The organism is Streptomyces sp. NBC_00190, from assembly GCF_036203305.1.
Lineage (GTDB): Bacteria > Actinomycetota > Actinomycetes > Streptomycetales > Streptomycetaceae > Streptomyces.
The window spans coordinates 8,619,308-8,633,858 of record NZ_CP108131.1 but is presented as its reverse complement, the minus strand read 5'-3'; the positions used below and the strand labels follow the sequence as shown (position 1 = coordinate 8,633,858).

The window sequence follows — 14,551 nt, the reverse complement described above, 5'->3', positions numbered from 1 at the left end:
CACAGCGCTGCGCGCTGTGACAGAGAGTCGCCTCGCTGCGCTCGGCGAGGCCCGGCCTTCGGCCGGGTGCGGTCGCTTCGCCCCTTGCCTCGCGGTGCTCGGCTGCTCCGAAGTTCCTGAGCGCTGCGCGCTCAGGAGAGAACCGCCTCGCTGCGCTCGACGGGGCTCGGCTTCGCCGAGCCAGGGCCGGCCCTTTGGGCCGGAGTCCTGCGCTTCGCTCCGGACGGGTTCGGGGTTCCGCTGCGCTCCACCCCGAACGGCCCGCGCTGCGGGCCCGGGTGACCCCGGGCGGGTTGCGTGGCTTGGGCAGGAGGCCGGCCGCGGGGCCTGATGCACCACGGCCTGGTGCTCAGGGAGCTCCCCCATCCGGGCCCGCCTGGACCTCGCGTGCATCACTCTGAGGAGCGGATAGCATCTGGGATCCACCCCACGATGCCCATACAGCGCCTGGCCGGCCGGGCACCGTGGGCACGGTACCCGACCCGGACCCAAGAACCGTGTCCCTGAACGCCCCTGACTGGGCGTCTCCAGGCTCCTGAACTGCACAGATACCTCAGGGGTGTCCGAGGACAGGAACGGCCCACACGCGAGCGCTAACCCCCCAGCCCGCCGTCCGGGGCCCCACCAACCACGAAAACACACCAAACTGATGGTCCGTCAGGAGTGATCTGAGAATTCAGGGCGTCGCACAAAGAAAATTCATGCAGGTCTCCGGAGAAACATTGAATAACGCCACGAATTCCGTATCACTAGGTCCCGCAGACAAATCCTGCTCAGTCTCATCTCCACGATCGCCAGCGTGACGGACAGTCCACAGCGGGACGCCGGAGACGGGACTTGCGGGCCTAACCCGCCCCCGGTGCAACCTCAACCGGCGATGGCGGACGGCTCCGTGTCAAGCCTTCGCGAATCCGCGTCACGGACGCACTCGGCGGCCTCTGACCAGGCACGGAACGCAAATTCGCGAGAACTCGCACCCCGACAGCCGGACTCACACAGTTGCCCTCGCACCACCCACAGCCCGGCACCCTGCCGGCCCAACCAAAGGACCACCATGACCACCACCACGACCCAGACCAACGAGACCACGGCCGCCCAGGCCGCCGAGACAGACGCAGAGCTGGCGCGGCTGCGGCGCGAGCGACCCGTCCTCCTCCTGGTGATCACCTTCGCCCTCACGATGCTCGGCACCGTGCTCGCCATCGGCGCAGCGCTCTTCGTCCGGTGGGCGCCGGCCTGGGCCGACCCCTTCGCGGTCGGCGCCGCCACCTTCGCCGTGTTCCTGACCCTCACGCTGCCCGCCCTGCGGCACCTGTGGCACCAGTAACACCACACGACGCGCGGGCCCGGCCATCCGGAGGGACAGCCGGGCCCACACAGGGCAGACGGCCGGTCCGGGTGTTCCCAGTCGGAACACCCGGACCGGCGGCGTCAAGCAGCGACCGGAGGGCGTACGCCACGGAACTGAGAGGCGGCACGCGGAGAGCCGCCCACCAGGTGGGCGACCCTCCGCGTTCTAACGATGAGCCCCCAGCCCGGCCGGTCAACCGCGCCCGCCGCACCCCCGGCAGTCGCCAGAACCGTTGCAGCTAGAGCACTTGTCAGCCCCGGAACCGCCTCGCTGTCCCGTTCCACCACAGTTGTGGCAGTTCCCGCTGTTTGAACACGTCTGACATGTCATGGATTCCCCGTCCGTCGGATCAACCCCATATGGTCCGCTCGCCTGAGCTCCACAGCAAGGGGCATCAGCCCGGGTCCTCCTCCACATTGCCCCCGCGCCTACCCTGAGGAACCTGAGTCCCTGACACCCAGCCAGGACGACAACGGCATCCGAGGCGCCCAGGCATCAGCTGGCCGCGCGCGGTGCATCCTGCCCGTTGCCGGACGGATCGGGCCCCTGGCAGCATGCCCTGTCTATGGCGAAGAAACAGAAACTTCCCTTTCCGGTCGCGGTCGTCACCGTCGACAGCCCTCAACAGGCCCGCACCGTCGCCAGCAGTTGGATAGTTTGGGGCGGTAGATGCTTCGAGGCCGGCGGAGCGCTCTCCTCCCTGAGCGTGAGCGCGGCGGAGCTCGGGGCCCACGAGGTCATCGGAGCGCGCGTGACCGCCATTCCGGGCATCTCCTACACGAGTCTGGTGGCCTACGGGACCGCGATCACGTACAGATAGAGCGAGCCCACATGGCTTGCACACCGACCCAACCCTGCGCCGAACTGGCATCTACGCTACGCACGACACCGAGATACTCACTGGCCGCAGGCCAGCCTGGGTCTTGACCCGCCTACGGGTGGCTCTGTCCACGAGAAGGAGCAGCGATTCGACGTCGGTTGGGGAGGCACACTCGGCCAGGGAGCGCGTCGCAATGTTCACGAGAACTGACAGCACCAGGCCTCTCCCGCATAGCCGTCGGCGAAGCGTGATGGGCTCCTTGACCTTGATCTTCGCGCGGCGACCCGTTCATGATCGTCGTATGAGTCAGCACTCGGTAACCTTGGACGAGATCGTTTTGGAGGACTGGCCGGCCGTTCACTCCTGGGCGTGCCTCCCGGAGGTATGCCGCTATCAGTCCTGGGGGCCGAACACAGAGGTCCAGACACAGGACTTCGTGGACTCCGCGGTCAAGGCCTGGTCGGGCACCCCTCAGCGCCGGTTCCCCTACGTCGCCCGCGTCGGGCGGGATGTGGTGGGCATGGGTGAGCTGCATGTCCGCAGCCATAAGCAGCGCCAGGGCGAGATCTCATACATCGTGCATCCCCGGGTATGGGGGCAGGGCATCGGCACGGAAATAGGCCGGCAGCTGCTCGCGCACGGGTTCGGCGAGCTGGGGCTCCATCGGATCCATGCCACCTGTGACCCGAGGAATCTCGGCTCCTCCCGAGTACTATCCAAGATCGGTATGACGCATGAGGGACGCCTGCGCCACACGGCACTGCTCCACGACGGCTGGCGAGACTCCATGATCTTCAGCAGCCTCGAAGGGGAATGGCGCTCCACTGCGTAACCCCGCCAGCGGGTGCTGTCGCTTCTCGTGAACATCGACCTCGGTGCGTCCTCGCCGCAATCGCCGGCGCCACCATCGCGATCACCAGCTGGGCGGCACCGACGCCCTGCCCTACGTGACCGCCACCACCCTGATCACCATGCCCATCGCGCTCACCGCCGGGAACTTCATCACCTACCAGCCCCTGGTGACAGCCGGCACCTGGATCGCCACCACCGCAGGCCTCCTGTAGACCCGCAGGTGATCACGGGTGCACAGTGGCGCCTCAGGCCGAGCCCTGGCCGAAGCCGGTGGCCTGCCGCACCAGCCCAAGCCCGTACGCATCCGCCGGCCAGAAGACCCGCTCACCCCCGACGATGCGGCTCCTGGCTGTTCTGCCGCAACTCAATGGCCAGATCCCAAACTGCTTGCTGGAATTCATCGACAGGTACGACATGTCGGCGCCCGTCGCGCACAGGCCAGAAGGCGATATAGCAGCGGAGGCAGACGCTCGCCTCCCGCCAAACGTGCACCCGGAACGGCAAAAGCTCCTCGCTCTCGCGGTCGGCCCTTGAGGCATCCGCAGAGGAACGCAGGAGCCAGCGCAGCACGAGAAGCGCGCAGGGTAAGACCACGGCCACTGCCGCTATGGTGCGGGCTTTCGCCGTACCCAGGTCAGGGCCTGCAATGAGCAGGTACACGGGGATCAAGAACACGAGCATGCCGAAGTAGCAGCCACAGCTATCTACCTCAGCCCTCTGGTGCCTGGGAGGGCTGACCCGCAACGCGAGATCGCTCTGGTTCCATCCGCTGTAGTCGACAGAGCCCCCGCCGCCCCACGAACTCGACGGGGAAGCCGTTCCTCCGGAGCTGCCGCCTCCGCCCTCATAGACGGTGCGTACGCTTCGAACCTGGTCAAGTTGTCGGCACCGTGGGCACGCAGACAAGCCCTCACCCCTCACGCTCCGTCAGGCAATGATCCCGACTGTATGTGCGAACTCGTCTGCAGGACAGCTCCATTCCCATGACCCCCTTTTGGGGCTTACCAGGTGACAGCCGGCACCTGGCTCGCCACCACCGCAGGCCTCCTGTAGACCCGCAGGTGATCACGGGTGCACGGTGACGCTCAGGCCGGACCCTGGCCGCAGGACCGGCCGCACGCCCTTGGAGATACCGGCTCGTATGGCTACGGCCCGGTAGCAGGTAGCGCCGGTTCCTCACCGGTCTGACCGGTCTCGGTGGCGCCGAAGGCCTGGAAAAGCGCGGGAAGGTCACCCGCGGCGGCCTTGTCGACGGCCTTGGCATGGAGCCGGTAGCGCAGCACCGCGCGCAGTGCGGGAACCGTGAGAGTGGCCAGGCCCAGGAGCAGCGCGGGGACCTCCACCGCCGGGTACAGAGTGGCGACCAGGCCGGCCGCTGCCGATAGGGCGCCGGTTACCAGGTTCCGAATCATGTTCACCGTTGTGCCTCACTTCCGCTTATCCGTGTGGCGCTGGGTGCGGCCACGGATCAAGCGTCGAGCGCGGCGGATTGGTGCGGCAGAGGGAACGGCGGTTCCCGCTCAACCGGTAACAGCAGGTCAACGCCCTTGGACTCAGGGGACTTTCACCCTGCTGCGCGTGTGCGTGACAATCGTGGATCCGGCCTGCGCCAGACCGCACGCGCGGGGCGGTCGACGAGGGGGCACGGGGATGGGTGAACCGAAGGCGGTCGGGCTGGCGGCCGCCGCCTACGCGGCCGCGCTGCGCGCCGCGGTGCACGGCTTCACGATGCAGGGCGGCACGCAGAAGGAGATCGCGGTCGCCGCGCATGTCGCCCCGGCCACCCTCTCGCGCTACCTCAGCGGCGACAGGGTCGCCCCGCCCACCTTCGTCGCGCGCCTGGACTCGTTCCTCGCGGAGCGGGGCCGGCCCCTGGACGCCGGAGTGCGGGAGCGGCTTGACGAGCTGTGCGCCCGGGCCCATGAGGCCAGCCGGTCACCGGCCGTCCAGCTGGTAATCCTCAAGCAGGAACTCGCCCGGGTACAGGGAGAGAAACAGGCCGGTGAGGCGGAACTGGCCGCGCTCAAGGAGCATGCGGACCAGCTGGCCGGTGAGCTGGAGCAGGCGCTGGAGCAGGCCCGCCACGCGGAGACGGGACTAGGCGTCCTCGAACAGCGTGTCACCGAGCAGGACAAGAAGCTCCAGGACGCCCAGGCCTACACCCGCCGGCTGGAGGCGGAACTCACCGCGCAGCACGACCAGGTCGTCCTCGTACAGCGAGAAGTCGAAGTCCTGCGCCGCCAGAACAAGACCCTCCTCGACGAGAGCACCGCCACCACCATGTCCGGCGGAACGCTCGAAGGCGCCGTTCCCGCCGTGTCAACGCAGGCCACCAGCGGGAAGGCGGAGCGGGAAGCCCCGGCTCCCCTCCCGCCACGGGATCTTTCCACCAGCACCTTCAAGCCGCTGATGCCAACCCCCGCGCCTCCGCCGGAGCGCAGGCCGCTCCTGGGTCGTGCGGACACCAAAGAACAGTTCACAGGGCAGCTGCGGGCGCTACGCGCCCGGGCCGGCGGCAAGAGGGTCTGGCCAGCCGAAAAACTCGCCGGCCTGAGCCCCAGCAGGCCCTACGGCAACAGCTCCACGCAAGAGGACACTGCCCTGATGGACCGATGGTTCGCCAATGGCGAGTTCCCGCACGACTGGCGCCGGCTTAGGCCGGTCCTGCGCGGGCTGGGCGCAACCTCTTTAGAGGTCAAAACCTTCGCCGCCTCCTACGACAGGATCGGGAAAGGGCGCACGGCCAGGACGTCGGACGTGATGACGGCGGTCCTTGTCCTGGCCGCGATGGCCGTGATCTACCTCGGCGCCACCGCCGTCCTCCAAAGCGATACCGAATCGGGGACCTCGAAGACCCTCACCGCCCTCGGAGCGCTACTGGCCTCCGCGATCATCGGGGGAACAGGCGCGACACTGATCGCTCCGAACCCCGACAAGCCCTCTCCCCACGCGGAGTGGCCCTACACCCTGATCTTCTGCTGTGCCCCGATCACCCTGATCGCCAGCGTCATCGTCCCGTTCGCCACCGGCACCGACACCTGGGGCCACTGGATCGCAGACCTACTCGGACTGCTCTGACACACCACGACGGAGAGCCCCGCGTTCCCCTGGGGAACAGCCCGGGCCACACTGGCGGGGTGATCACGCGCCGCCCGCTGGGCACGGGCCCCCGTCCCGCCACCGACACCCCGGCCGCAGCCGGCCCCCGGGCACTCCTCGCGGCCGAGGCGGTCGAGGTGGCCCCGGCCGCCGAGGCCACCTCGGCCACGAGCCCCGCCGACCGGTCCGCCGCCGCGCCCGGCCGCCGCCACCTGGGCCCCGGAACTGCGGCGGCCGACCACTGACCGGCCGTCACCGGCCATATCTGTAGTCACCACTAGGCAAGCGGTGAGTTCTTTCTGCCCAGTTCAGGGCACGTTGAGGACCTGGAGCTCACCGATCGCAAGGCTGGTGGCACTCTCGCGGGTGGTAGTGAGTGTGCCGGTCTGCCCAGCGCCGGCCCAGGAGATGTTCCCGAACTCCGGTGAGTACGGGGTGCCCGGCCCGGTGCAGGTGATGGTCGCGCCGTCGCCCATCGACCACACGATCGTGCGGACCGTGGCGGTCGCGGTGACCGTCACCGACCCGGCCGAGGCGGACGCGGTGGCCGGGCCGGTGCGGGTCGGGCCCGGCCGGTTCCACATCCACACCGGCATCCCGACCAGGCCCTTGCCTTCAGGCTTCGGCACGATGCCGATGTCCGGCCCTTCCAGGCGCAGGCGCTCGACCGCCTGCTGCGCGAGCGCCTGGACGTCGACACCGCCGCTGGCCGGACCGGTCGCGGACCCGCGGATCCCGCCGCGGACGTCACCGTTCGCGCTGGGGCAGGTGACCAGGTACAGCCGCCCGCCCGGATCCCCCGGCTTCCAGCCCTCCGGTGCACCCGTGTCGAACCCCGGCGGCAGGCCCCCGGCAGGGCCGTCGGTCGGCTTCCAGTAGCAGGAGTCCGCCGAGTTGAACGTGCCCATCTCCGGGGTGGAGCAGGGCACCTCCTGGCCGTCGATCGCGCACGAGGGCCTGCCCACCTCCCCAGGGGGCTTGCCCGGCTTGCCGCCAGGCTTGCCCGGGGCGGGCTGGCCCGGGTCCTGAGCTGTGATGTCACAGTCCAGGTCCCGCGGCGGGCACACCACCCCGCCCCCAGGCCCGTCCGCGACCGCGAGCGGCACGGCGGCCGCCCAGAGCAGGCCGGCCGCCACGGCCGCCGCCCCGAGCCGGGGCCAGCTCAGCACGTGCGGTCCCGCTCGATCGTCGAGCTGTAGACCAGCCACGGCCCCGTGCCCGTGCGCTGCGCGGTCGACTTCACCACGTGCGCGGCCCGGACGGCACCGCCACCGGCGTGCCGTCCTTGCTCACCTTGTCGTAGCCGCTGGAGTCGACGCAGTCGGTGATGACCGCGCGCCGCGGATCGCTGGCGGTGTCGATCGAGTCGACCACCGCGGAGCGGGCCGGCTGCCCCGCCAACACGGTGTTCTTCTGCTGGTACCAGAACAGCGTCGCCTTGATGTCCGCAAGCGCCGTGTCGGTCGCGTAGCGCTCCAGCTCCGGGTCCAGCGCTCCCGCGGCGTATGAGCGGACCTCAGCCGCCCCCATACCCGCGTACACGGCCAGCACAGCGGCCTTCTCCGCCGCCTGAGGGTCAGCCGTCCCAGACGCCAGCACCGACGCCACAGACGGTCCTGCAGGCCCCTTCGCGTCCGTCCCCGAACCCCCGCAGCCCGCCAGGATCACAGCCGCCACCCCAACACCCGCAACCCGTAACCCGTAACCCGTAACCCGCCGCACCATGCCTCCCGCTCTCGTGATCACGCCACGCTAACGACCACAACCCCCGCAATCACCCGGGAAACCAGCCAGCCTCCACACCCACCTCATCCCCACCCGCCAACCTCCACCCCGATCCCCCCACAACCCGCCCCTTCGCCCCGCCCAGACCTAAAGTCTGGCCAGTCACCGGTCGAAAAAATGGCGCCTGCCCAGGGACGATGCGCGGTGAGTCCGCGCGCACGTTCCCCCCATGCGTACCCCCCTCGCGCACCCCCTTGGATCCCCCCATGGGCTCCCCCGATGGGTACCCCCATGTGCGCCAGGGCGGATCGGGGCCGAGCGTGTGTCACACAAGGACTCCCACGGGGGTTGACGGGCTAGCGCCATGGTCAGACCCGTGACACGGCCCCGGTGTGACAGGGCGTGTGACAGGCCGGTGTGACACCCGGCCGGGACGTGGTCGCGGCCCATGTGCACGCGGGTGCAGTGCACGCGCGAACGGCGGGGCCGCCCTGGAGAGGGCCGCCCCGCCGTCGGTTCCTCGCTCAGGCTGCGAGGCGCTCTACAAAGCGCCGGGCGTCGATCGGCGAGTTGGCGGCGCGTCGAGCTATGGCCGCTTCCGCCGCGTCGAACCAACTGGGCTTCGGGTACACCTGCTGCTTCCTGGCCCATTCGTTGTACTGGGGACCGAACTGGGAGGAGTGGAACTGAACGAGCCAGAACACGGCGAACGGGCTCACATCCCGAACCCGGGACCAGGCGGCGAACCAGGCCGGCAGCCTGTCGCGCGACACCTGGCAGCCCTGAAGGAAGCTCAGGTACTGCAGGATGTCGACGGGCATGGCCTGCCCGTTGACGATGCGGTGGGCCGTGCTTCGGGACAGGTTCCAGCCTTCGGCCCGCTCGGACAGCACTCGAAGCGACGGGCGACCGGCGGCAGCGTAGGCGTCCCGCAGGGCACGGCTCAGGTCGGCTTCGCTGGAGGCGAGGTCGGGCCGCGGTACGGCCGTAGAGCCGCTGGGCCGGCGCCAGGCCTCCTGCGCGCGGGAGTGGAGTTGCCGCGCGCGCTCGTGGTGGGGGGTGCCGCTGCTGATGCCACAGGCGCCCAGATACCCCTCAACGCACTCCCAGGTGGGCAGCGTCTTCCCAGACGCGGCGCGCTTGAGGGGGGAGGCTCCCCGCTGGCTGCGCTCCGCCAGCGTGCTGTAGGGGATACCGCCTCGCACGTCGCGGAGGAACTGGGCCAGCTCCCCCAGCGCGGGGACCGTGTGGTCGACAGGGGCTTCGGGGCGCCCCACCCGGCCCACTAGTTCACGCTCCCGTTGCCGGGGCCCCCGAGGGCGGCGTTCAGCAGCCGCCGCAGCAGGCCGCCCCCGCCGCCCTTGCCGTTCCTGACGTTGGAGGCGACCAGGACGGCGACGCTGACCGCGCCAGCGCCGCCCAGCAGGACGAGGATGTCCTGCACGGGCATGTGCGCGATGAGGCTGAGGAGCACGGCGGCCGCCAGATAGGCGGCGATGACGAAGGCGTGGGCCATGCCGAAGCGCACGCCGGAGGCCGGGGCCGAGGCCCCGTCGATCGTGTTCAATTCAGACACCCTTCACGGGTAGGGGTCGACGGCCCTCTCTAGGGCCGCCGACCGGCTGCTACTGGCTCCAACAGGCCGAATTCCGCTAGGTGATTGGCGTCACCTGAGCAGCGGAACGAAGCACTGCCGACCAAGAATCCCAGCCCGTAGCCCCTCTACGCCAAGAGCCCTGTGTTGGCCCCGAAGATGTCCCAATTGTTGGCCCCGAGCCCAACGCACCCGCATGACCTCTGACCTGCGAAAATGCTGCTTCCTGGGCGTCCGAAATTCATTGGCCCGACTTTTGTCCCAGCAAGGTAAGTGATACCTCAGCCACGGCGGCCGTAGCCTCAACCTCGTTACGCGCGCTATCCCCGATGGCGAGTCATGCGCGTTTACAGGCGCCCTGTCTGCTACTGGCTCCAACCAAGGCACACACCAGGGACATTGCGGGTCACGTTGGCGCGTGGCCCGCACGGCGGCCGATGAGCGTACCCACGGTGCGGACATCGGCCTTTGCCGTACCCGAGGCAACCAGCGGACCAAAACCCGCACAACGCCACCTGAGGGCCTTTCAGGGCCCTCTCCAACAAAGGACCCGGGGTCTCGCCGTTCGGCCCTCACGCGGCCACGCAGAGCCCGTGCCGGGCCTGTCGCGGTCCCCACTCCGGCCGGAGAGGCCGGATCCTCTCCTCGCAGGGCTTCAGCAGTCGGCCGCACTCCGGTTCCGCCCCGAGGCTGTCGCACCCATCCCAGACCCACGGTTCAGACCCCCCACCGCAGGACACACCGCTCGTGTCGCGCCGACAGGCCGACCCGCACGACAGGCCCCCCACGACAGCTCCGGTGGGCTTCCCGCGCACGCGGGTGCACGCGCACGCGTGCACGCCTTGGGATCGGTCGCTCCGGCCGGGGCACACACAAAATCAGCCTCGGGGTCGGTGCCGGCGGGGCCGTGAGGGACCGTCACCAGGACACCGTCCGCACCAGGAAGCCGCAGGCGCCCCGCTGAGCGCCTTTCGGGAACCGCTGCGACCGGAGGGGCCGGAGGGGCCGGAGGGGCCGGAACGGGCCGGAACGGGCCGGAACGGGCCGGAACGGGCCGGAGGGGCCGGAGGGGCCGGAACGGGCGGAGGGGCCGGAACGGGCTGTGAGACGCTCAGCGGGGCGCATAGCGGCTAGAACAGGGTTGCTGCGGCCTGCGGTTCGGTCTGCTGGGCGTAGGCGGCCAACTCGGGGTGCTCCCGGACCAGCTGCTCACGCAGCCGCCGGACCTCCTCAGCCTCCGCCGCCCGGCGGGCGCGGACCTCCGCGCTCTTGGCCGCTTCGCGCCCGGCGTGCTCGGCGCAGGCGTCGGCCAGCATCGCGTTCCACTGGGCGGCCGCCTTGGCCCTCTCGGCCTGGGCGGCGTACGCCGCGTCCCGCTCGGCGAGCAGGTCCGCCGTGGCGTGCTCGATCAGCTCGGCCTCGGTCCGGTCGTGGCACTGCCAGCACAGGCCATCGGTCGGCCGGGTGCCCTTGCCGGTCGCTGTGCAGCCCTTGCCCTCGCAGTCCCACCACACCGGGGTCGGCCCGGTCTCCCCACGGGGCCCGGGCACGATGCCCTGCCGCCGCGCGGCAAGGCGTTCCGCCCTGCGCTTCTCGCACTTCGGGCAGACGTCCTGCGGGCCCAGTTGGATCCGGGCGCCGTCCTCGCACATCGGGTCCGGGCAATCCGTGGGCGGGCGCACCAGGCCCACCGCAACACCGACCGCTGAGCCGATCCCCTTGCCGCCCGGCAAGGCGTCCGTGGCGTAGCCGTGGTTCCACCACCGGCGCCGCACCCGCGCTGCCAGCTGCTCAGCGGACCGGCGGCCAGGGCGGCCAGGATCGTGTCCCGGATGACCACCGGCCGGTACTTCGGCAGCAGGACGGTCAGGGCCTCGGGCCAGGCAGCCTCCACCATGCCCACCGCCGCGGCCTGCTCGGCCGAGAACCGGGTTGAGGTTCCCCCGAGATGCGGGGATGGGTGACAGAGGGTCAGATGGGTCTCATGAGAGGAGCCCAGACGATGCCTGCCCCGAGGAAGTACCCCAAGACCACGGAGTTATGGCTTGTCCGCCGCTGTCAACAGGGGCGAGGTATTTGGGAGAAGTGCCGGTCAGGGCAACGGGACTCCTGGTAGAGCGAGGAAGCCGACCAAGGTCTTCCCGCCTGAAGGAGCCCCGTTGCCCGTTCAGTGTTCCACCGTCACGCTCACGTCGTCCATCACCGTCGCCGACGGGGTCTTCGCTCCGGGGCATCTGGGCGAGCTGACCCGGCACCTGCCCTTTGAACTGGTCGATGACGTGCTGGAACGTACTGGCGGAACCCAGCGGAGGCTGAGGCTGCTGCCGTCGAGGGTGGGCGTCTACTTCGTGCTGGCACTGGTTCTCTTCCCGCAGCTGGGCTACATGCGGGTGTGGGACAAACTCACCTGCGGGCTGCGCGGGCTCCTTCCACCGCGTCCGTCGGAGAAGGCGCTGCGAGAGGTGCGCCGGCGGCTGGGCGCCGCGCCGCTGCGGCTGCTCTTCGAGACACTGGCCGGTCCCGTGGCACAGCCGATCACACCAGGGGTGCGTTACAGGTGCTGGCGCACAGTCGCCTTCGACGGCTGCAGCTCCACCAAGGCTCCTGACCGGCCGCGAGTCTGCGCCTGGCTGGGCAAACACAAGCATCGTTACGGCACGGACGGATATCCGATGCTGAAGATCATGGTGCTGTGCGAGACCGGAACCCGGGCCCTGCTCGGCGCCGTCTTCGGACCGACGCCCGAGAAGGAGACCGGTTACGCCGAGCAGCTGCTACCACTGCTGGACAACAGGATGCTGCTGCTCAACGACCGGGGCTTCGACTCCGACGACTTCCTCGCGAAAGTCGCGGCCACCGGCGCCCAGCTGCTGGTACGCCTGAAGGGAACACGGACACCCGCACGCTGGGCACTCCTGCCGGACGGGTCATTCCTGACCAGGATTAACGGGACCCGGCTGAGGATCATCGATGCGCACATCGCGGTGACGACCGCCAAAGGGCTGCGGCTGGAAGGCCACTACCGGCTGGCCACCACGCTGACCGATCACCGTCGCTACCCCGCCGCAGAGCTGGTGGAGCTCTACCACGAGCGATGGGAGATCGAGTCCGCGTTCTACTCGCTTCGGCACACCCTGCAGCACGGCCTGGTGCTGCGATCCCAGGACGCGACCGGGATCCAGCAGGAGCTCTGGGCTCACCTGACCGTCTACCAGGCACTGCGCCGCGCGATGGCCGAGGCCGTCGAGACCCTCCCCGGCGCCGACCCGGACCGCGCCTCCTTCACCGTCGCCCTGGAGACCGCAAAAGACCAGCTCATCGCCGCAGCCGACGTACTGCCCGACACCGGACCGGGACGAATCACACCGGCCCTGCTGCGCGATCTGCTCCCACCCCGCCGGGCCCGCGTCAACCCACGCCGCGTCAAATGCCCGATCTCCCGCTACGCCGCCCCGCCCCACCAGGCACAAGTCCTGGGCGCCTCCAGGATCACCAGCATCAGTGTCACCGTGAACCCCTCCGCCGGCCCAGGCCCCGACGGACGCCGCGACCGCACACTGCAACTCCTGCGAACCGATCCCCACCGCACCTGGCGCGTATGTGAAATCGCCCGCGGTATCGGACTGGAGGATCCCCAAGGACTACGCGCAGAACTGGGACGCTGGGTCCGCGAAGGAATCCTCCGCCGCACCGGCCGGGGCCTCTACACCCTCGAACCCGAGTGGACCACCCCAACCCACAAGCCCCTGTCCCCGCCCCTGTTGACAGCGGCGGACAAGCCATAACTCCGTGGTCTTGGAAGTACCCGCTGGAGTTGCGTGAGCGTGCGGTCCGGATGTACCGCACGGCCGAGCCGAAGCCTGTGATCCGCCGCATGGCCGAGGAACTCGGTGTGCACCACGAGGCCCTGCGTAACTGGATCCGTCAGGCCGAGGCCGATGCCGGCGAGCGAGGCGACATGCTCACCACCGCTGAGCGTGAGGAGCTGGCCGCCTTGCGCAGGGAGAATGCCCAGCTCAAGCGGGCGAACGAGGTCCTGCGGACGGCCTCGGCTTTTTTCGCGGCCCAGCTCGACCCGACCCGGCCCAGGTGACCGAGCTCGTCGACGAGCACCCGCACCTGGGGGTCGAGCCCGTACTCCGGGAACTGAACATCCCCTCCTCCACCTACTACCGCTGGCGCCAGGCCGAGACCGAGCCGTGCGAACGGCACCGCCGAGACGCCGAGCTGACCAGCAGGATCCGTCAGGTCCACGACGAGTCCGGCGGAGTCTATGGCTCACCCCGTGTGCACGCCGTCCTCAAGCGCGAGGGTGTCCATGTCGGCCGCAAACGCATCGAACGGCTCATGCGCCAGGCCGGCCTCGCCGGAATCAGCCCACGCCGGGGCAAGAGCTTCACCCGACGTGACCCAGACGCGGATCCGGCCCCTGACCTGGTGCAACGCGACTTCACCGCGAACCGGCCGAACCGGCTGTGGGTCACCGACCTGACCATGATCCCCACCGGGGAGGGCCCACTGTGGCTCTCCGCGATCCGCGACGCGTTCTCCCGCCGCGTAGTGGCCTGGGAAGCCTCCGCCCGCGCCGACGCCGACCTGGTCCTCACCTCGCTGGAATACGCCCTGGCCAGCCGCGAAGTCACCCCCAGCCAGCTCATTCACCACGCCGATCACGGCTGTCAATACACGTCCGTGAAGCTCACAACACGCCTGGTCAGGGCCGGGATCCAGGCGTCCATGGGCTCGGTCGGCGACTCGTACGACAACGCCCTCGCCGAGAACCTGTGGATGGTGATCAAGACCGAGTGCATCCGCGGACGGGCCTTCGCCACCAGAGCCGAAGCGAACCTCGCGCTCTTTGAGTACATCGACGGCTTCTACAACCCCCGCCGCATCCAGAAACAGCTCGGCTATCTCAGCCCCATCGAGTACGAGGAAAAGCACTACGCCAACCAGGCAACGACCGAACAAGTGAACCTGAAACCACGTCAACCCGCCCTGACCAGCTAGTCAGCCACTCCCGCACTGCGGGGGAACCTCACTCGTGGGCGTCTCCGACCGGCTTGCGGTCCTGCCAGCTCGTCACTTCAGCTCCTTCTCAAGGCCGCCT

At 69.4% G+C, this 14,551-nt stretch carries 15 protein-coding genes; 9 read left to right on the top strand and 6 right to left on the bottom strand.

Annotation, left to right across the window (positions count from 1 at the left end):
- Positions 1–1,054: 1,054 nt before the first annotated feature.
- From OG429_RS40140 to OG429_RS40125, 4 genes are all read left to right on the top strand, one after another.
- A complete protein-coding gene (locus tag OG429_RS40140) occupies positions 1,055–1,327 on the top strand; it encodes a hypothetical protein (protein ID WP_328923206.1) in 273 nt (90 codons plus the stop codon).
- A 589-nt stretch (positions 1,328–1,916) separates the two neighbouring features.
- Positions 1,917–2,171: a hypothetical protein gene (locus OG429_RS40135; protein ID WP_328923207.1), complete on the top strand. Its 255-nt coding sequence runs from the start codon at positions 1,917–1,919 to the stop codon at positions 2,169–2,171.
- Between the two features lie 301 nt (positions 2,172–2,472).
- Positions 2,473–3,003, top strand: coding sequence for a GNAT family N-acetyltransferase (locus OG429_RS40130; protein WP_328923208.1), 531 nt, complete (start codon positions 2,473–2,475; stop codon positions 3,001–3,003).
- 43 nt (positions 3,004–3,046) lie between these two features.
- A complete protein-coding gene (locus OG429_RS40125) occupies positions 3,047–3,235 on the top strand; it encodes a hypothetical protein (protein ID WP_328923209.1) in 189 nt (62 codons plus the stop codon).
- Positions 3,236–4,168: 933 nt separating this feature from the next.
- On the opposite strand, the gene OG429_RS40120 is transcribed toward OG429_RS40125, so the two are convergent.
- Positions 4,169–4,435: a hypothetical protein gene (locus OG429_RS40120; protein WP_328923210.1), complete on the bottom strand. Its 267-nt coding sequence runs from the start codon at positions 4,433–4,435 to the stop codon at positions 4,169–4,171.
- Between the two features lie 238 nt (positions 4,436–4,673).
- Here OG429_RS40120 and OG429_RS40115 point away from each other — a divergent pair, with 238 nt between their 5' ends.
- The gene (locus tag OG429_RS40115) at positions 4,674–6,101 is read left to right on the top strand and encodes a helix-turn-helix domain-containing protein (protein ID WP_328923211.1); all 1,428 of its coding nucleotides are present in this window, start codon (positions 4,674–4,676) and stop codon (positions 6,099–6,101) included.
- Between the two features lie 59 nt (positions 6,102–6,160).
- Positions 6,161–6,367: a hypothetical protein gene (locus OG429_RS40110; RefSeq protein WP_328923212.1), complete on the top strand. Its 207-nt coding sequence runs from the start codon at positions 6,161–6,163 to the stop codon at positions 6,365–6,367.
- 63 nt (positions 6,368–6,430) lie between these two features.
- Here the strand turns inward: OG429_RS40110 and OG429_RS40105 are convergent, their stop codons facing one another.
- The 5 genes from OG429_RS40105 to OG429_RS40085 form a co-directional block, all read right to left on the bottom strand.
- Positions 6,431–7,291 carry a hypothetical protein gene (locus OG429_RS40105; protein ID WP_328923213.1) on the bottom strand — a complete coding sequence of 287 codons (861 nt, stop codon included), beginning with the start codon at positions 7,289–7,291 and terminating at the stop codon, positions 6,431–6,433.
- A 70-nt stretch (positions 7,292–7,361) separates the two neighbouring features.
- Positions 7,362–7,673, bottom strand: a complete 312-nt coding sequence (locus tag OG429_RS40100; RefSeq protein ID WP_328923214.1) for a hypothetical protein — start codon at positions 7,671–7,673, stop codon at positions 7,362–7,364.
- Between the two features lie 698 nt (positions 7,674–8,371).
- Complete coding sequence (locus OG429_RS40095) at positions 8,372–9,124, bottom strand: XRE family transcriptional regulator (RefSeq protein ID WP_328923215.1); 753 nt, start codon at positions 9,122–9,124, stop codon at positions 8,372–8,374.
- Positions 9,125–9,132: 8 nt separating this feature from the next.
- Positions 9,133–9,423, bottom strand: coding sequence for a hypothetical protein (locus tag OG429_RS40090; protein ID WP_328923216.1), 291 nt, complete (start codon positions 9,421–9,423; stop codon positions 9,133–9,135).
- A 1,148-nt stretch (positions 9,424–10,571) separates the two neighbouring features.
- Entirely contained in the window at positions 10,572–11,216 is a 645-nt protein-coding gene (locus tag OG429_RS40085) for a hypothetical protein (RefSeq protein ID WP_328923217.1), read from the bottom strand.
- A gap of 384 nt (positions 11,217–11,600) precedes the next feature.
- On the opposite strand from OG429_RS40085, the gene OG429_RS40080 reads away from it, so the two are divergent.
- The 3 genes from OG429_RS40080 to OG429_RS40070 are packed head-to-tail and all read left to right on the top strand — an operon-like array spanning position 11,601 to position 14,451.
- Positions 11,601–13,226, top strand: coding sequence for an IS4 family transposase (locus OG429_RS40080; RefSeq protein ID WP_328923218.1), 1,626 nt, complete (start codon positions 11,601–11,603; stop codon positions 13,224–13,226).
- Entirely contained in the window at positions 13,163–13,534 is a 372-nt protein-coding gene (locus OG429_RS40075) for a transposase (protein WP_328923219.1), read from the top strand. The genes OG429_RS40080 and OG429_RS40075 overlap by 64 nt, the downstream gene beginning before the upstream one ends.
- A complete protein-coding gene (locus OG429_RS40070) occupies positions 13,531–14,451 on the top strand; it encodes an IS3 family transposase (protein WP_328923220.1) in 921 nt (306 codons plus the stop codon). Before OG429_RS40075 ends, OG429_RS40070 begins: the two co-directional genes overlap by 4 nt.
- Positions 14,452–14,551: the final 100 nt, after the last annotated feature.